The following is an 18,571-nucleotide window of genomic DNA, read 5'->3' as shown; positions in this document are numbered from 1 at the left end:
TAGCTGGGCTAAACTTGGAAATGTAAATGTAATAGTATAACAAAATATATCTAAACTAATGAATTTAATAAATATCGGAGAAATAAGTGTTTAAAGTCTCTTTGATGGGGATTTTTTATGTACATGAAGTAGGGATTTCATAAGAATTTTCAAAACATAAAAAACCTGCCGCAGCAGGTTTTTTATTGACTAGATATGATTAGAAATCATATGAAACAGATAACCAGTAGTTACGGCCTGGAATATAAGTACCTGTTGTACTAGAACCGATATCTAAATATTTATAACCGGTAGCAGTTTGTAGACGACCACGGTTGTCTAAATATTCATATGATTTTGCACCTTCGGTAAAATCTTTGTCTAGCAAATTGTTCACGGCCATATTCAGACGTAATTGATCGCTAACGGTATAACTTGCACCGAGGTTGAATATGCTATAGCCCGCTAACTTGTCACCAAATAATTTATATTCTTCATAGTCGCTTGAGCCTAAACCTGAAGCAGGTGCTGTTGGCGTAGTCAGGAAGCGTTGACGATCAGATTTATATTCGTACTGTAACCATAGGTCTACAGCAGGCACCAGATGCCATGTCGAAGTGAGGTTAAAGGCATTACGTGGCTGGTTATTATAATAAGTGCCTTCGTTTTCTCCATCCGTAATTTCACTTCTGGTATAGGTATAGGCAGCTTTCATATCCCATTCAGGCAAAATGCTGTATTGCAAAGTTGCTTCTGCACCATAAACTTTGGCTTTATTCGCATTCACGCTGGTTGAACATGAGCTTGCAGTCAAGCATTCAGCGGATACAGGAAGATTCTCTGAAACAATCGCATCTTTAATCTGGTTGTAAAAACCGGTTGCCGTAAAATTAATATCATCTGTCGGCTGTAAATTAAAACCTAATTCATAGTTGGTTGAAGTTTCAGGCTTTAAGTCAGGATTACCAAATGTCAGGTTTTGTCCCTGTCCACTGAGGCCAACAACGCCATCGTAGAGGGCTTTCGCGGAAGGTGCTTTATAACCTGTACTTACACCACCTTTCACAGTCAGCATGTCGTTGGTATTCCAGACAAGATATGCACGTGGACTAAAATGACCGCCAAAACCGGAGTGATCTTCAAAACGACCGCCATAGGTTAAACTTAAACTATCCAAAAGACGCCATTCATCTTCAGCATAAACTGACCAGGATTTTTTATCGAATTCGTCTACACCAGTCGAATACAGGGCGATATTATCTTTATTGGTTTGCTCTTTGTATTCCGTACCCACGGTGAGCTTATGCGCACCCAAAGTTGAAATAATATGGCTGTCTGCAATTAAATCGGTATTTTTTAACACACGATCTGCACCAATTTGTGCATTTCCGACAGGTAATGCAGCCGAAGGTATCGTACGACCTTTGGTTTCAGTTTCTGAGTGGCTGATATAAGTATTCCACTGACCAAAGCTATAGTCGCCATCATGCCCGATTGCAAACTGGGTACGATCAAAAATTAATTTATCTTTATAACCATTTGCTGTTGTTGCAGTATCTAAAGTCCCTAAACGGCTATCTTCATTCTTATAGTTTTGATGGCTGTAGAATGAGTCAAGCCACAAGGTATTTTGATCATCTACTTTGTATGTAAGTTTACCGCCTACATCATAATTATGTGCGGTGGTCGGGCGTGGATCTCGACCTGTTGAACCTTCGACACGCTCAGACTGACCCCGGTCATAATAACTACCACGAAGTTGCAGACCAAGCACATCATTGACCAATGGACCATTTACCAAGAAACTGGTTTTCCAGGAATCTGCTTCAGCGCCATGCTCCATAACGTTACCACTGACAGTAACGTTCCCATTCCATTCGTCTGAAACTTTTTTGGTAATGATGTTAATCACACCACCCATGGCATCTGAACCGTAGAGGGTCGACATAGGCCCACGAATGACTTCAATACGCTCAATGGCTGAAAGGGGTGGCATAAAGCCTGTTGATGCTTCACCAAAACCATTCGGGGTAACATCGGTAGAGGTTGTCTGGCGACGACCGTCAATCAGGATAAGCGTATCATCAGCATTCATACCACGGATGCTCACATTTAACCCCGCAGTTTTGCCTACACCATTGCGCACATCGACACCCGGGACATCTACCAACAGGTCAGCAATATTAGTAGCATTCTTACGTTCAATATCTTCTTTGGTTACCACGCTAATTGAAGCAGGCGCATTTTTTAGTTCTTGTTCAAAACCCGCTGCAGAAACGACAATCGTCGACATTTGATGTGTTGTTGTAGGCGTTAATGTTGTTTCAGCAAATACTGAGGATGATGTGACCCCAAGGATAGCCACTGCAAGAGGGCGAAGATTGAAAGTGCGCATAACCAAGATTCCAGAATAATGGAGATAAAATTAGAGTTGTGTATCAAATTTTTGCAATATTAATGATAATATTTATCATTTGCAACAAGGTGTATATAGATATTTTAATCAAATGAATAATTCATCGTATAAATAGGAATAATGTGAAGAAATCGTTTCTAAAAACTGTAACAAGGCTGTATGTTTTGTATATCTTTAAATGATGTCATATAATGTGGCACATTTTTTTATAACCTGTTATTACCAAATATATAGAGGAAGCCATGCAAGTAACTTCTGAAGCGGTTTCGGGCGTTGCCCGTCGTTTAAATGTTTCTGTACCGACGAGCCGAATTAATGAGCAATTTGAAGCTCGTTTAAAACGCACTGCTAAAACTGCGAAGATCAACGGCTTCCGTCCTGGTAAAGTGCCTTTGAACGTTATTCGTCGTGAATACGGTGCTGGTATTTACCAAGAAGTTGTTAACGACATCATTCGCGATACAGTTTTTGAAGCAATCCAACAAGAGAAAATCAACGCTGTTGGTATGCCAAACATCGAAAAAACTGAAATGAAAGATGATGCTTTAGTTTATGAAGCAACTGTTGAAGTTTACCCAGAAGTTGAAGTGAAGTTCGAAGGCCTTGAAGTTGAGCGCAACGAAGCTGAAGTAAACGACAAAGACGTTGAGAAGATGATCGAAAATCTTCAAAAACAACGTGCTGCTTGGGCTGAAACTAAAGGCATGGCGAAAAAAGACATGCAAGTAACTTTCGATTTCGAAGGTTCAGTTGATGGCGAAAAATTTGAAGGCGGTTCTGCAGAAGACTTTAAACTTGTTTTAGGTTCTGGTCGTATGATCCCTGGCTTCGAAGATGGCATCATCGGTATGAAGAAGGGCGAAGAGAAAGTGATCGATGTTACTTTCCCTGAAGACTACCAGGCTGAAAACCTTGCTGGTAAACAAGCTCAATTCAAAATCAATGTGAAACTTGTTGAAAAACAAAAACTTCCAGAAATTGATGCTGAATTTCTTAAAATTTTCGGTTTAACTGAAGAAGAAGGCGTTGAAAAACTTAAAGCTGACGTTCGTAAAAACATGGAACGTGAAGTGAAAAACGGTCTTCGCAACCAGGTGAAAGGCGCAACTTTTGATGCGCTTGTAGCTGCAAACGAAGTTGAAATTCCAGCTGCGATGCTTGCTCAAGAAGTTGACCGTCAACGTCAACAAATGATCCAGCAGTTCACTCAACAGTTTGGTGCCCAGGGCGCGAAAGCATTTGATTCAAGCATGCTTCCAGACGAACTGTTTAAAGAGCAAGCTGAAAAATCAGTGAAACTTGGTGTATTGGTAAGTAAAGTACTTGCTGACGCGAAAATCGAAGTTGATCAAGCACGTGTAGAAGCTTACATCGAAGACATGGCTTCTTCTTATGAAGATCCTGCTGAAGTGATTGAATACTTCAAAAACGACAAGCAACAACGTGCTCAAATCGAAGCAGTTGTTCTTGAAGACCAAGTTGTTGATCACATCCTAGCTGCTGCTAAAGTGACTGACACTAAGGTTAGCTATGAAGACCTATTGAAAGCTCAGCAAGCTCGCCAACAAGGCTAAGTTTAGTTGGTCACAAAAAAGGCGCTTTAAGCGCCTTTTTTTAATACTTTAGCTTTCTATGACCTAATCAGTTTTTCACAAAACTAATGCAAAAAATATCATGGAATTCATGGCGATTTTTTTGCAATTTAGATCATTATCCCTCATATTGTAATTATGGGTTAAGTCACAAAAAATTTAGGAATAAATAAACGTATGTATGTTCCAGCGATTGAAAACGCTTTAGTTCCAATGGTGGTAGAACAATCATCTCGTGGTGAGCGTTCTTTTGATATTTATTCACGTCTTTTACGTGAGCGGGTAATTTTCTTGACTGGTGAAGTTGAAGACAACATGGCCAACTTGATTGTTGCGCAAATGCTGTTTTTAGAAGCTGAAAATCCTGACAAGGATATTCATCTATATATTAACTCGCCAGGTGGTTCGGTGACTGCAGGTATGGCAATTTACGATACCATGCAATTTATTAAGCCGGATGTTGTGACTTATTGTATGGGTCAGGCTGCATCAATGGGTGCATTTCTGTTAAATGCGGGCGCAAAAGGCAAACGTTATTGCCTTGAAAATGCCCGTGTCATGATTCACCAGCCATTGGGTGGTTTTAAGGGTCAGGCATCTGATATTGAAATCCATGCCCGTGAAATCCTGTTTATCAGAGAGCGTTTAAACCGTCTGATGGCAGAACACAGTGGCCAGGACTTTGATAAAGTCGCGCGTGATACTGACCGTGATAACTTCATGACTGCTCAGCAAGCGAAAGAATATGGTCTCGTGGACGAAGTTCTAACGAAACGTCCATAAGTTTGAAAGATTGAGATATTGGAGAGACTATGTCCGAACATACTCAAGGACAAAAGCATTGTTCATTCTGCGGTAAAACGCAGTCTGAAGTCGGCAAGCTGATTGCTGGCGAAGACGCCTACATCTGTAATGAATGTGTAGACGTATGCTTGGATCTGGTTCAGACCAGTCAACAGGTAGAAACCAATGACTGGGCGAATCGTCCTTTGCCGAAACCGCATGAGATCCGTGCGGCGCTAGATCAATATGTAATTGGTCAGGACGTAGCGAAAAAGACGTTATCTGTTGCAGTATATAACCATTACAAGCGTTTAAAAGTGCAGACCAATGGTAAAAAAACTGATGACAGCGTTGAAATTGCCAAAAGTAATATTTTGCTGGTCGGTCCAACAGGCTCGGGTAAAACCTTACTGGCACAAACCCTTGCACGTCTTTTAGATGTACCTTTTGCGATGGCAGATGCAACGACCTTAACCGAAGCAGGTTATGTCGGTGAAGACGTTGAAAACATTGTACAAAAGCTATTGCAAAAAGCTGATTATGATGTCGAGAAAGCGCAAAAGGGTATTATCTATATCGATGAAATCGACAAGATTACCCGTAAGTCTGAAAACCCATCCATTACACGTGATGTATCGGGTGAAGGCGTACAGCAAGCATTATTAAAAATGATCGAAGGTACGGTTGCTTCAATTCCTCCACAAGGAGGCCGTAAGCATCCGCAGCAGGAATTTATTCAGATTGATACTTCAAATATCCTGTTTATCTGTGGTGGTGCATTCTCAGGACTTGAGAAAATTGTGCAGCAACGTCAGGAGAAGGGCGGTATCGGCTTTACTGCAGAAGTACGCAATAAAGAGGAAACTAAGAAGCTATCTGACCTGTTCCGCCAAGTTGAAGCAACTGACTTGGTGAAATTCGGTCTGATTCCAGAATTCATTGGCCGTCTGCCAGTGATCGCAACGCTGGATGAGCTGGATGAAGAAGCTTTGATGCAAATCCTGACTGAGCCGAAGAATGCCTTAACTCGTCAGTATAAGCATCTGTTCGATATGGAAAATGTAGACCTGGTCTTTGAAGATTCTGCATTACGCGCTGTGGCGAAAAAAGCCCTAGAACGTAATACAGGTGCGCGTGGTTTGCGTTCTATTCTTGAGAACTCATTACTTGAAACCATGTATGACCTGCCAAGCCGTACCGATGTTGGTACTGTGGTAGTGAGTGAGGCTGTGATCAATGGCGAGACTAAACCGGAATTCCGTCCGGAACGTCAGGCCGCTATTGAACAGACTGCTACTCCCAAGGCAGACTTAAAGGTAGTAAATAGCAAGTCTGCTTAACTGCTGTTCGTCTGAAACGTGCGAAAATGAACTGTTTTCGCACGTTTTTTATTTTCAAAAATAAATCACAATGTTAATCTCGTTTCTTAGGCGTGGACGCCTGATCATTCATATAAATTTATAAAAATGTACATAAAATAATAAAGACGCAGTGAGGGATAAGCATGCGTGGAGCCGCAATTGTACTCATCAGCAGTTTAGCCTTGATGGGGTGTCATTCGAAGCACGCTGTTCAGGAACAGCAACTGACATCAACACTGAAAAATATCGATCTGAACAAAAAACCAGGGTTTGTCGAGCAGCATAAGGTAGGCATGTTCACGATTGGTGGATGGGTCAATCAAAAGCTGGGTCAACGTTTTGCACCAGTGAAGCCGCAGCATGAACAGGCGGCAATGGTTTACTTATATCGTCCAGATTCGAAATGGAACCGCCAGGAAATTGTGGCTGCCAGTATCTTTATCAATCAGGAGCGTATTCCAAGTCTGTTGCATAATCATTATTACTGGGTTGAGCTGCCACCAGGTACGTATCGTCTGAGTACCAGCCGTCCGCTCGGTGCACTGCATTTCCAGAAACCGAAATATCTGGATTTTAGCGTGGAATCCGGCAGATCTTACTTCATTAAATATGATGAAGAAAATATAACGACTCGCCGTACAGCTACAGGCCCATTAATGCTGATGCCTGAAACTGTAGGTTTAAATGAAATTGCATTTACCCAGCTTAAGTCGGATAGTTTTAACTTTGTTGCCCAAGATCAGGAAACGGGGAAACTTCGCAAGAAAGCCCAGAAAATTAAAGCTATCGAATATGATCCAACTGAAGACGTACAATTGACTACGCCATTTAAGTTATGGGATCCGCGTACTTGGTAATTAAACTTTTATAGGAAAAGAGCGCAATAAAAAAGCACCCATCAAGGATGCTTTTTTATTGCAGATTAAATTAGCCTGCAGCAGCGTCAACTACTGGAATCTTGCCAATTTTAGCTTGCCAGATTTTTGGTGCAGTTGCGTGTACAGAAGTACCGTTTACGTCAACCGCAACAGATACAGGCATGTCTTTCACCACAAACTTGTAGATTGCTTCCATACCCAGGTCAGCAAATGCTACAACTTCAGCTTCACGAATGGCTTTCGATACCAAGTAAGCAGCACCACCCACAGCCATGAGGTAAGTCGCTTTGTTGTCTTTGATGGCTTCAACAGCAGCAGGGCCACGATCTGCCTTACCAATCATGCCAAACATGCCAGTTGCTTCAAGGACTTGACGTGTAAATTTATCCATACGTGTTGCAGTTGTTGGACCTGCAGGACCTACAACTTCGTCGCCTACCGGATCTACAGGACCTACGTAGTAGATGAACTTGCCTTTAAGATCGACAGGAAGCTCTTCACCGTTGTTCAACATGTCAACCATACGTTTGTGAGCCGCGTCGCGACCTGTATAGATTGTACCGTTAAGAAGTAGGGTATCGCCTGGTTTCCAAGCGTTCATTTCTTCTTGAGTAATCGTGTCTAGGTCAACACGTTTAGAAGAAGATGAATCCCAAGTTACTTCAGGATAGTCTTCAAGTTTCGGTGCAATAATGTTTGCAACACCTGAACCATCAAGCGTGAAGTGTGCATGACGCGTTGCAGCACAGTTCGGAATCATGCCTACTGGTTTGCCTGCAGCGTGACATGGGTAATCTTTGATTTTGATGTCGAGAACAGTGGTTAAACCGCCAAGACCTTGCGCACCGATACCCAGAGCATTTACTTTTTCAAAGATTTCGATACGAAGTTCTTCAAGTTTATTTTGTGGACCACGACGAAGAAGTTCGTCCATGTTGATCTCTTCCATCAATGCTTCTTTTGCAAGCATCATGGCTTTTTCAGCAGTACCACCGATACCAATACCCAGCATACCTGGTGGACACCAGCCTGCACCCATTGTTGGAACAGTTTTTAGTACCCAATCCACGATTGAGTCAGATGGGTTAAGCATTGCCAGTTTAGATTTGTTTTCTGAGCCGCCACCTTTCGCTGCAACAGTAATGTCAACTTTATTACCTGGAACAAGTTTGTGGTAGATCACAGCAGGGGTGTTGTCTTTCGTATTCCTACGACCGAATGCAGGGTCAGCAAGTACAGACGCACGCAAGACATTAGAATTTTCTAGGTAACCTTGACGTACACCTTCGTTGATCGCATCGTCCAAGCTCATCGTTAAATCGAATTTAACGTCCATGCCCACTTCAACGAATACGTTTACGATACCGGTATCCTGGCAGATTGGGCGGTGGCCTTCTGCACACATACGAGAGTTAATTAAGATTTGCGCGATCGCATCTTTAGCCGCTTTGTTTTCTTCACGGTCATACGCACGACTCATCGCCTGGATGAAATCTTGTGGATGGTAGTAAGAAATGAACTGAAGCGCATCTTTAACCGATGTGATCAAGTCATCTTGCTTGATAATAGTTGTCATACAAAAATCTCTTGAGCGGGCTGATAGCTAGCGGGCTAAATTATATGACAAAACATAAAAGTTGTGGGACGTTTTACAGGGCTTTTGGGCGAAAGTTTAATACTCGTTTAACTGCCTAGAGATAAAGTCTACGGCGTTATAATTTGAGTAAAAATTGTCATAATGACTGTCATATTTCATGTTATAAAACCCAAAAAATAGTATTTATTTTTTCAAATAATTGAAATTAATAATTATTTTAAAAATAAAATACTTCGTATATTGTCATATAACTGTCATAAAACTTTCGCATAATGCACACATCGAAACGAAGAGATCCTAAGACAATGGTTACAGGTATTTTGATGGCTAGCGGTTTTTGTGTATATATCGCGGCGACTTGGATGTACGGTCAGAAAGAAGATCAAGCCTAAGCTTAATCTTCTTTTTTTATGCTAAAAAAATTATTCCCATATTTCTCTAAACAGACAATCCCCTAAATCTTTCCATCAATTCGTTACGCTACTCACTTGTTGAAACACACTGTATTTTTATCATTACACTATTAACCCAGTAATACTCAAAGCCTGATAACCCTTACACACAGTCGAATTTTTATTGCCTAGACTGATTTCTCTTATTAATAATAGGGCAATTGTAATGACTACAGTAAATCCAAGTGACATCAAGGAACATGCATCAGTAATTGCTTCAGACGGGACACAAGTTGGAAAAGTGGACCATTTAGAAGGCCAAGATTCAATTAAATTAACAAGAAGTGATGACGAAAATAATGAGCATCATCTGATTCCGTTAAGTTGGGTCAGTGAAGTGAAAGGCGATCAGGTCATTTTGAATAAAGCGGCCGATGATGTCCGTAATGAATGGACCACGATGTAAGTCAAACTACTTTTCTTTAACTTATATCTCTTTGTATAAGTTGATAAGAAAAGCAAATGATTTATCAAAGAATGCCAGTCAAATCGACTGGCATTCTCATATATGCAATTTTTAAGAACTAAAAACAAAAAACCATCCAATGTGTCCATTGGATGGGGAAAGCACAGATAGAGAATGGGGATGACGCTTAGTGGGCTGCCTGCTGATCCGCCTGAATCGCAGTGAGTGCAATAGTAAATACGATATCATCCACCAAGGCACCACGTGACAAGTCATTTACTGGCTTATTCAGGCCTTGCAGCATTGGACCAACACTCACCACATTTGCTGCACGTTGCACCGCTTTATAAGTAGTGTTACCCGTATTCAAATCCGGGAAGATGAAGACATTGGCACGACCAGCTACTTGGGAGTCTGGTGCTTTTTGACGACCTACACTTTCAACCGATGCAGCATCATATTGCAATGGACCATCAATCAACAGATCAGGGCGACGTTCCTTGGCAATACGGGTAGCTTCTGCCACTTTCTCTACATCAGCACCGGCACCAGAAGTTCCAGTAGAGTAAGAAATCATGGCAATACGTGGGTCAATACCAAAAGCTTTTGCCGAGTCAGCAGACTGGATGGCAATTTCTGCCAGTTGCGCAGCATCCGGATCCGGATTAATCGCGCAGTCACCATATACATATACTTCATCTGGTAACAGCATAAAGAACACTGAAGAAACCAGTGAATAATCTGGCGCAGTCTTAATCAGCTGGAAGGCTGGACGCACAGTATTCGCAGTAGTGTGAACTGCACCAGATACCAGGCCATCCACCTGATCAAGGGCTAGCATCATCGTGCCTAAAACAACAGTATCCTGCAGTTGTTCTTTGGCTTGCAGTTCATTCAGCTTGCCTTTACGCAGCGTTACCATTTTTTCGACATAGTCGTCTCGAATCAGGTCAGGATCGACAATTTCTAAACCTTCTGGCAATTCAATGCCACGTGCTTTGGCAACTTCCAGTACGGCTTCAGGCTTAGCCAGCAGAATACAATGCGCAATACCACGTGACTGACAGATAGCCGCGGCTTGAATGGTTCGTGGCTCATCACCTTCAGGTAGCACAATACGTTTTTTTGCTGCAATCGATTTCTGTACCAATTCATGACGGAAAGCAGAAGGAGACAGGCGTGGCTTGTAGGTGCCATTTAGCATCTGAATCAGCCAGTCTGGGTTGATATGGCTAGATACAAAACGGGTGACCTGATCAGCACGTTCTGTATCATCAACTGGAATTTCATTGCTAAGATTGGCCAGCTTCTGCGCAGTTTCGAATGTGCTTAATGGAGTATGTAAAATTGGCAGGCCATGTTTAATTGCAGACTGGCAGAAGCCTAGCACCTGTTCATTTGGCTGATGTTGCTCAGTCAGGACTAACCCCGCCAGTGGAATACCATTACAGCTCGCCAAGCTACTTGCCAGCAGCACATCGACCCGGTCAGAGGCAGTAATGATCAGTTCACCCGCGACAAATTTATGCAGTTCATGTTCAATGCTGGATGCAATCAGGCTGCTATGCTGAACACGACGTTGAGTCGCTTCACCTTGATGGATCCATAGCGCAGAAATATGTGCAGCCAGATCGGACATACGTGGCACGCTCAGAGTTTTACTAAACGGAACCAAGCCAATCACTGGTAGTTTGTCAGAGCCGATATATGGATGGGTTTTCTGAATAGCTTGTACAAACTGTTCAGTTTCAGCAGTCAGACGCAGTTCTGGATCAATGGTCACTGGAATCTGGGCAGATTCTTCAGGTAAGCCTTTGGTACGCATGAACAGGATACTAGACAGGCGTGTTGAGCTTGCACCACCAAAATTGCGAATCTGATTTTCAACTTTTTCTGCTGTTTGCACTGGATGACGGATATCGGCATTGCTGACAATAACGACTTTGGCATCGAGCGCCTGAGCCAGAGAAGCATTCAGTTCATCGACAAAGCTGTCACGACCATTTGGCACTACACCTTCTACAATAATCAGGTCGTGATTGCGGGCAATTTCACGATGCAGACGCACGGCATCCTCTAGAAGTTCATCCTGCTCGCCATGACTGAGACGTTGCATCATTGTGTTATAGCTGATGGGTTCCACGGTCTTTGCATTGGAGATATGACGATACAGGGCAGTGGTACGGTCTGCCGTATCCGTAATTTCCTGAGAAAATGGTTTAACAAAACCAGCCTTTACACCTTGGCATTCCAGTGCGTAAATCAGGCCTAAGCATGCAGACGTTAAACCAACGCCTTCCCCAGTCGGAACTAATAGAATGGTCTTCATAGCGTATTCAAATATCTAAAATCAAATAGAAGGTATAGGAATCCTACACTTGCTTAAGCAAGCGTAGCCTCAGGTTCAGACTTTTTTGCAGTGGTGTTCTCCACTTCCTGCTCAACCACGCTGTGGGTTTCTTTGGCGATACGGCCTTCTTCATCGGTTGGTACGACCCAGATTTGTGGGCCTGTACCATTATCGATGCGACCTTCAGTACCACGCTTTAATACATTATTAGCATCTTTATCGAGATTGAAGCCAAAATGTGGCAGGTAAGCCATAGTTTTTTCACGGATATAAGCTGAGTTTTCACCGATACCACCTGTGAAGAACAGACCATCAAGACGCGGTAGACCACAGCTTAAAGCAGCCAGTGATTTTGCTAGACGGTAGCAGAATACTTCAATTGCAAGCGTTGCATCTTCATTGCCATTTTCAGAAGCTTCGATCAGCGTACGCATGTCATTAGACAGATTGTCTGATAAACCGAGCAAGCCACTTTCTTTGTTTAGCATTTTGTCAATTTTATAGACGTCCCAGCCCAGATTCGCTGCCAGGAAGCTATGCAGACTTGGGTCAACATCACCACTACGGGTACCCATTACCAGACCTTCCAGTGGAGTCAGGCCCATAGAAGTATCTACACTTTGCCCATTCCATACGGCACAGGTTGAACTTCCATTACCCAGATGTGCTGTTAACCAGCCACCTTGTTTAAAGCTGCCAGCCAGTTCAGAACCGCGCTCAGATACATAAGCATGGCTGGTACCATGGAAACCGTAGCGACGAACGCCAAAGTCAGCGTAAAGGAATTTAGGCACAGCATAACGGTAAGCATGTGCTGGCATGGTTTGATGGAATGCGGTATCGAATACTGCAACCTGTGGCAGATCCGGGAACAGGCGTTGCGTTGCTTCAATTCCAATCAGGTGTGCTGGATTATGTAGCGGTGCAAGCGGGGTAGCTTCACGAATTTTTTCAATAATTTCATCATTGATCAGTTCGGCTTTAGTTAAGCTGCCGCCGTGTACCACACGGTGACCAATCGCATCTGGTTTATAATTGGCTAGACGCTCCAGACCAACTTCCAGTGCTTTTTTATGATCTGCAAATGGGATATGGATGTCTACCGGTTCATTACCGACAGTCACACCTTTAATACGGGCATTTTCTGTGCCTAAGTTCTCAGCTAAGCCGTGAATACGGAAATTCTGTTCTTCAAGTAATAAGGCAAACTTGATTGAAGAAGAGCCACAATTAATAACTAATACTGATTTAGACACGATTGTTTACCCGATTCTAATTAAAATTCTCATCCATTTGATTGATCTATTTTGTGCGCCTAGGCGATGCAATTTAGATCAGTGATGCAGTTGTAACATGCGATATTTTTCTGTCCTAGATAGACTTTAGGTGATTAGACTTAAGCACTATCGATCATTTTGCCAGTTATAATTAAAATTTATCAGTTCATCGTTTTCATTTATCAATGAAATAGTAGTAAAAGCACACCTCATTCAAAATAGCGTTGAGCCAATAAACCTTATAAAGCATGCTAAACAGATTCAATTTTTATAGTTTATACATTGAATTGCTGTAAATTTAAACAAGCTACAAATTTCCAAAGATAATCTTCATAAAAGGTGACCTAAAGGTTCACTGAGCTGTTTTTTATTTTCTTCATTCACTTCTATAAAAAATCAGCCCTGCGAACAGAGCTGAAAATGATTTTTTACTGCGTTGTTATTGACGAATCTGGCCGTCACCAAATACGATCCATTTCTGTGAAGTCAGACCTTCAAGGCCAACCGGACCACGGGCATGAATCTTGTCGGTTGAAATACCGATTTCTGCACCGAGACCATATTCAAAGCCATCAGCAAAGCGGGTAGAGGCGTTAATCATTACCGAGCTTGAATCCACACCAGCTAAAAATTCACGCGCAATACTGTAGTTTTCAGTGATGATTGAATCGGTATGATGTGAACCATATTTATTGATATGTTCAATCGCTTCTTCAACCCCAGAAACCACCTTAACTGCCAGGATCGGACCAAGATATTCGGTATACCAGTCTTCTTCTGAAGCAGGTACTGCATTTTCCAGAATACGGCGAGTTGCAGGACAACCACGCAGTTCTACCTGTTTTTCTTCATACAGTTCAGCAATACGTGGCAGGAACTCTTCCGCAACTTTTTCATCGACCAGCAAAGTTTCCATGGCATTACATACGCCGTAGCGATGAGTTTTAGCATTCAGGGCAATAGGCAAGGCTTTGAGCAAGTCTGCCTGGGCTTCTACATACACATGACAATTACCGTCAAGATGCTTGATTACTGGTATACGCGCATCATTGGTAATGCGTTCAATCAGGCCCTTACCACCACGAGGCACAATCACATCGACATATTCAGACATGGTAATCAGCTGACCCACTGCTGCACGGTCTGTGGTATTGATCACTTGCACGGCTGCTTCTGGTAGGCCTGAAACCTGCAAGCCGTGTTGAATCGCTTTGGCAATGGCCTGGTTAGATTCAAGTGCTTCCGAACCGCCACGTAAAATAATGGCATTACCAGATTTCAGTGCTAAAGATGCTGCTTCCAAGGTCACGTTTGGACGTGATTCATAGATCATGCCGACTACGCCCAGAGGTACGCGCATTTTGCCCAGCTGAATACCAGATGGACGATAGGCCATATCGGTAATTTCACCAATCGGATCGACCAGGCTAATCACATCATTTAAGCCCTGTAGCATGCCTTTGAAGCGTGCGGGAGTCAGTTCTAAGCGATCGAGGAGAGCACTGTCCAGATTATTGCTATGCGCTTTGGTCATATCAATCTGATTGGCAGCCAAAATCGCAGCTTCACTGTTTTTTAAAGCAGTATAAATTGCTGACAATGCATCATTTTTTGTTTGGGTGGACGCACGCGCCAAGACGCGTGAAGCCTGACGAGCCTGCTGTCCTACCGTTTGCATATATTGTTCAATAGACTCTTGCATAGCGGTTCGATCACTTAGAAATATCCTTCTGATATTAACAGCCTGAGCCGATACAATGAAGTCTGCTGGCTAAATTTCATGTGCTTTTACAATCGTTAAACATTTTGAAATCGTTTTATCTTTAAAAGCAGACAAGCGGTTGCAAGATTAGTTGCTTGTAAAAAGAACCTCTGTATAGAATGAATGACAGCGACATTGATGTCGAATTCAATAATAAATAAAGAGTAGGACGCGTATTCAGATCTTTCACATTTGATCTTGAAGCATGAAATCTCTCAATAATTGCTTGCACAATAAAAATAAGGCAAGGATGGAGGAAAGGAAGATGAATTCCATTATCCAGATGGACCAGCACCGCATTGAGCAACACAGCCACTATGCGTTTTTTGATCTATACGATAAAAACAGTTTTAAACAGCCACCACGTACGACCTGGATGGATGGCTGGAAAATTGAATATATGGCAATTGCCCGCCCTGAAACCCTGCATATGACACCGATGGTTATTATTGGTGGGGCATTTCAGAACTTTAATTCCTATAAATACTGTGTAGAGCAGCTGTTCGCTGCAGGTCCAATCATCCTGATTGACTTGCCTTCAATGGGCGCTAACCAGCAGATCACCAATGTGGATACTGGCGTCTCTGCAGGCTCTCTGGAACTGGAAGATCTCGCAGGCATGCTAGGGCGCTGGCTAGAGCAAATGTGCTTGCCTAAGGTTGCAGTATTGGGCATGTCATTAGGATCTGTCGTGGCTTCCTGTTTGGCAGATCAGCGTCCTGAGCTGGTGGATCGCATGATCCTGATGGGGGTGATGCAAAAGACCCGCAAGAGCTGGCGGATGTTGCTGGAAGAATCCCTGCACCTGATGAAAGAAGGGCGTATGGACGAGTTTGGTCAAGCTGTCATTTTGTATCTGGTCAATCATGCCCGTTTAAAAGAAACCCGTATGTCACCGACGGCCAAGCGACTGTTTTTTAGACAGATGGCAGAGTTTACCGCAACTGAGCAGGATCGTTATGATGTTAACTGCAACCGTCTATTACGCCTGAAACATGTACCCATTCCACAATGTAAAGTACTCGTTGCTTGCGGCCAATATGACAGTTTTACCCTGCCGCATGAAAATGCTGGCTTTGCCCTACAGTGTCCAGACATGCAGTATGTACAGATTGCCAGTGCCGACCATGTACCGCAGCTGCAGCGCCGTAAAGAAACCATGCATCTGTTCGCCACTTTCCTGCGTGATGAACCCGTAGATCAGCTGGAAGGGATTATTCCCTTTACTCGGGAACAGATGCTGAAACTTGAACGTCGTGGTGAAGACCGTATTCCGGTACAAGAGCCAGAACGTTTCCTGAGCCATCGACACTCGGATCTGCGTTTGCCTACCACTATTGTGGATTTAAGTTTCTTTGGTGTCTTATTTGAAATGGAAGAAGCGCAGGTGCAGCAGGCCATCCAGTATCCAAGGGATTTGGCTTTGCATCTGGAAGATGAAGAAGGTGAGTTCAAAATTGAATGCCTGATTTTCCAGCATGATGAAACGCAGATTCGTGCCTTGTTTAAGCACGGTAGTTTTGAAGTGGCGGAACGTTTGCTAGGTTTTGTGCAGACTCAAAAAGCTTTACTTGAAGCACAAGTGCTGGATGCAGTCGTTTAGAATGCTCCCGGCCTGAATTTGAAAGTTAAATAGATACTTTGAAAAAAAACAGCGTTATTCAACGCTGTTTTTTTTGGTCGCATGAATCATCCAGACTAGATCACCTAAATGTTCATCTTGTTCAATTGTGGGATTGGACTGCTGAGGTTGGGCAAAATAGCGCTGCGGCTGTTTTACTTCTACCTCTATAAAACCGGTCTGCTGACAAAACTGCTGTAATTCTTGTGGTGATTTAAAGTGGAAAGTAAAAGCACTACGTGACATAAACTTTAGTAAGCGGCTGCATGTCCAGATAAAGCTGGCTAATCGATTCTTCACGGGTTCAGGGTAAATATCGCTGAGGTAATGAATTTCCGGAAAGCGTTGTCCATACTCGACAATACCTTTTAATAAGGTGTGCAACATGTCCTTGTCAAAGTAGTTAATCAGTCCTTCGCTAATGACTACTAGTGGTCGTTCAGAATCAAAAACCTGAAAAATATTGGCCAGCTCTGCACTAAAAATATCAGCAGTCAAGACTTCTGGTGCATCCTGATCCAGAATTTTCAGCGCCTGAGTTTTGATCTTGGCCATATCTGGCAGATCAAGTTCGCGGTAATTGATTTTAGGAAATTTTTGTCTGAAATTCCAGCTACGCGGAGATAGTCCGCAAGCAATTTCCAGTACTTGTAGCTGTGGGTGCTGAGTAATGAGCTGACAGAGATGTTCATCAATCATCTGGTGGCGCTGTTTTAAGGTAGTACGCATACTGCCGCCCACGTGCTTTTCAGCCCAGGTTTCCAAGGGATGGACCAATGCAGCGAGAAATTTACCTCGCCCAGTCGCAAACACTGGATGAGAAATTCCCATTTGGTACCAGATATAGCCGGTATAGTGCGCAGTAAAAGAGATATGTCGATGTTGCGAGAGTGGTTGTGTCATGTCTTCCTGACCTTATTGTTATTGTATAAGTTTTTGTATTTTTACATCATAAACAAAAAGGAACACTTATGGTGTTCCTTTTATCGTATTCCTAAATCGTATTACCCAAATATGCTTATGAAGCCACCTGATTTCTAAATCCTGTAATTTCATCACGAACCTGACGCCATTCTTTGCCAAGATCTAAAACGTCATTAATCTGAATCTGAGGAATACGACCGCGCATACGCTCTAAACGTTCCTGATTCGGTAATGGTAAATCTACAATCCCCTCAAGTGCCAGACATTGTGCTGCCCGGTCGTTACAGACCAGACCCATATCACAACCTGCCTTCAGCGCTGCCTGAATACGGGCATCAGCGCCACCTGCGACACAGGCGGCTTGCATACTCAAATCATCCGAGAACAATACACCGTCAAAACCAAGTTCCTGACGCAAGATTTTCTGAATCCAGAATTCTGAAAAACCGGCTGGATTGGGATCGACCTGACTATAGATCACATGTGCTGGCATCAAGGCATCCAGTTGTGACTGTAGCTGAATAAAGGTTTGCATGTCTTTTTGCTGGATTTCTTCATAGCTGCGTGGATCTACTGCCGCTGCCACATGAGAATCGGCTTTTACAGAACCATGACCCGGGAAGTGTTTGCCGGTCGATGCCATGCCAGCACGTTTCATACCTTTCAGGAAAGCGCTTGCCAGTGGAATGATGTCCTGAATATTTGTGGCAAAACTACGGTCACCAATAACATCGCTGATGTCATTCAGATCCAGCACAGGAGCAAAACTAAAATCAATGCCGACTGCCAGCACTTCAATTGCCATTAACCAGCCACATTTCTCTGACAGTTGTAATGCACGTTCAGGTTCGCTTTGGTAAAGTTCTCCAAAACGACCCATGGCCGGGAGTAAAGTAAAGCCCTGTTTTAAGCGTTGAACGCGACCACCTTCCTGATCGACTGCAATCAAAATATCCGGGCGAATCTGACGCATATGATCTGTCAGGGCGCGAACCTGTGCAGGTGATTCAATATTACGGCCAAACAGAATGACCCCGCCAACCTGCGGAGCCTGTAGCAGTTCAATATCTTCCTGGATAAGGTGAGTGCCAGCGATGTCGAGCATCAATGCGCCAATCATATGCGGTGTCCATATTAGAATTTTTCAGCGAAAACAATACCTGATTTCTGCAA

Annotated in this window: 13 protein-coding genes; 6 read left to right on the top strand and 7 right to left on the bottom strand. The window is 43.1% G+C overall.

The window, feature by feature from the left end; genetic code table 11:
- Positions 1-199: 199 nt before the first annotated feature.
- Positions 200-2,374 carry a TonB-dependent receptor gene (locus ACS72_RS14765; RefSeq protein ID WP_048882518.1) on the bottom strand — a complete coding sequence of 725 codons (2,175 nt, stop codon included), beginning with the start codon at positions 2,372-2,374 and terminating at the stop codon, positions 200-202.
- Positions 2,375-2,637: 263 nt separating this feature from the next.
- On the opposite strand from ACS72_RS14765, the gene tig reads away from it, so the two are divergent.
- From tig to ACS72_RS14745, 4 genes are all read left to right on the top strand, one after another.
- Positions 2,638-3,969, top strand: coding sequence for a trigger factor (gene tig / locus ACS72_RS14760; RefSeq protein WP_048882517.1), 1,332 nt, complete (start codon positions 2,638-2,640; stop codon positions 3,967-3,969).
- A gap of 195 nt (positions 3,970-4,164) precedes the next feature.
- Positions 4,165-4,770 (top strand): ATP-dependent Clp endopeptidase proteolytic subunit ClpP, encoded by a 606-nt coding sequence (gene clpP, locus ACS72_RS14755; protein ID WP_004813202.1) that lies wholly within the window; start codon positions 4,165-4,167, stop codon positions 4,768-4,770.
- A 29-nt stretch (positions 4,771-4,799) separates the two neighbouring features.
- The gene (gene clpX / locus ACS72_RS14750) at positions 4,800-6,110 is read left to right on the top strand and encodes an ATP-dependent protease ATP-binding subunit ClpX (protein WP_048882516.1); all 1,311 of its coding nucleotides are present in this window, start codon (positions 4,800-4,802) and stop codon (positions 6,108-6,110) included.
- 164 nt (positions 6,111-6,274) lie between these two features.
- A complete protein-coding gene (locus ACS72_RS14745) occupies positions 6,275-6,988 on the top strand; it encodes a DUF2846 domain-containing protein (protein ID WP_004813198.1) in 714 nt (237 codons plus the stop codon).
- 70 nt (positions 6,989-7,058) lie between these two features.
- Here the strand turns inward: ACS72_RS14745 and ACS72_RS14740 are convergent, their stop codons facing one another.
- Positions 7,059-8,585 carry a fumarate hydratase gene (locus ACS72_RS14740; protein WP_048882515.1) on the bottom strand — a complete coding sequence of 509 codons (1,527 nt, stop codon included), beginning with the start codon at positions 8,583-8,585 and terminating at the stop codon, positions 7,059-7,061.
- 639 nt (positions 8,586-9,224) lie between these two features.
- Between ACS72_RS14740 and ACS72_RS14735 the strand changes: the two genes are divergently transcribed.
- Entirely contained in the window at positions 9,225-9,464 is a 240-nt protein-coding gene (locus ACS72_RS14735) for a DUF2171 domain-containing protein (protein WP_004813194.1), read from the top strand.
- Between the two features lie 187 nt (positions 9,465-9,651).
- On the opposite strand, the gene pta is transcribed toward ACS72_RS14735, so the two are convergent.
- The 3 genes from pta to ACS72_RS14720 form a co-directional block, all read right to left on the bottom strand.
- Entirely contained in the window at positions 9,652-11,793 is a 2,142-nt protein-coding gene (gene pta / locus ACS72_RS14730) for a phosphate acetyltransferase (protein WP_048882514.1), read from the bottom strand.
- 53 nt (positions 11,794-11,846) lie between these two features.
- A complete protein-coding gene (locus tag ACS72_RS14725) occupies positions 11,847-13,070 on the bottom strand; it encodes an acetate/propionate family kinase (RefSeq protein WP_048882513.1) in 1,224 nt (407 codons plus the stop codon).
- A gap of 460 nt (positions 13,071-13,530) precedes the next feature.
- Positions 13,531-14,793 (bottom strand): glutamate-5-semialdehyde dehydrogenase, encoded by a 1,263-nt coding sequence (locus tag ACS72_RS14720; RefSeq protein ID WP_048882512.1) that lies wholly within the window; start codon positions 14,791-14,793, stop codon positions 13,531-13,533.
- Positions 14,794-15,118: 325 nt separating this feature from the next.
- Between ACS72_RS14720 and ACS72_RS14715 the strand changes: the two genes are divergently transcribed.
- Positions 15,119-16,456 (top strand): alpha/beta fold hydrolase, encoded by a 1,338-nt coding sequence (locus ACS72_RS14715; protein ID WP_048882511.1) that lies wholly within the window; start codon positions 15,119-15,121, stop codon positions 16,454-16,456.
- Positions 16,457-16,510: 54 nt separating this feature from the next.
- Here ACS72_RS14715 and ACS72_RS14710 read toward each other — a convergent pair whose 3' ends face one another.
- The gene (locus ACS72_RS14710; protein WP_004813186.1) at positions 16,511-17,377 is read right to left on the bottom strand and encodes a class I SAM-dependent methyltransferase; all 867 of its coding nucleotides are present in this window, start codon (positions 17,375-17,377) and stop codon (positions 16,511-16,513) included.
- Positions 17,378-17,492: 115 nt separating this feature from the next.
- Entirely contained in the window at positions 17,493-18,518 is a 1,026-nt protein-coding gene (gene nagZ, locus ACS72_RS14705) for a beta-N-acetylhexosaminidase (protein WP_048882510.1), read from the bottom strand.
- Between the last annotated feature and the right edge of the window lie 53 nt (positions 18,519-18,571).

The sequence above is a fragment of the Acinetobacter sp. VT 511 genome (genome assembly GCF_001077515.1).
In the GTDB taxonomy this organism is placed as follows: Bacteria; Pseudomonadota; Gammaproteobacteria; order Pseudomonadales; family Moraxellaceae; genus Acinetobacter; species Acinetobacter schindleri.
This window is presented reverse-complemented; position numbering and strand designations above follow the sequence as displayed.

Excerpts from the sequence above, each read along its gene's own strand:
- ACS72_RS14765 (WP_048882518.1), bottom strand. The coding sequence starts at position 2,374 with ATGCGCACTTTCAATCTTCGCCCTCTTGCAGTGGCTATCCTTGGGGTC.
- tig (WP_048882517.1), top strand. The coding sequence starts at position 2,638 with ATGCAAGTAACTTCTGAAGCGGTTTCGGGCGTTGCCCGTCGTTTAAAT.
- clpP (WP_004813202.1), top strand. The coding sequence starts at position 4,165 with ATGTATGTTCCAGCGATTGAAAACGCTTTAGTTCCAATGGTGGTAGAA.
- clpX (WP_048882516.1), top strand. The coding sequence starts at position 4,800 with ATGTCCGAACATACTCAAGGACAAAAGCATTGTTCATTCTGCGGTAAA.
- ACS72_RS14745 (WP_004813198.1), top strand. The coding sequence starts at position 6,275 with ATGCGTGGAGCCGCAATTGTACTCATCAGCAGTTTAGCCTTGATGGGG.
- ACS72_RS14740 (WP_048882515.1), bottom strand. The coding sequence starts at position 8,585 with ATGACAACTATTATCAAGCAAGATGACTTGATCACATCGGTTAAAGAT.
- ACS72_RS14735 (WP_004813194.1), top strand. The coding sequence starts at position 9,225 with ATGACTACAGTAAATCCAAGTGACATCAAGGAACATGCATCAGTAATT.
- pta (WP_048882514.1), bottom strand. The coding sequence starts at position 11,793 with ATGAAGACCATTCTATTAGTTCCGACTGGGGAAGGCGTTGGTTTAACG.
- ACS72_RS14720 (WP_048882512.1), bottom strand. The coding sequence starts at position 14,793 with ATGCAAGAGTCTATTGAACAATATATGCAAACGGTAGGACAGCAGGCT.
- ACS72_RS14715 (WP_048882511.1), top strand. The coding sequence starts at position 15,119 with ATGAATTCCATTATCCAGATGGACCAGCACCGCATTGAGCAACACAGC.
- ACS72_RS14710 (WP_004813186.1), bottom strand. The coding sequence starts at position 17,377 with ATGACACAACCACTCTCGCAACATCGACATATCTCTTTTACTGCGCAC.
- nagZ (WP_048882510.1), bottom strand. The coding sequence starts at position 18,518 with ATGATTGGCGCATTGATGCTCGACATCGCTGGCACTCACCTTATCCAG.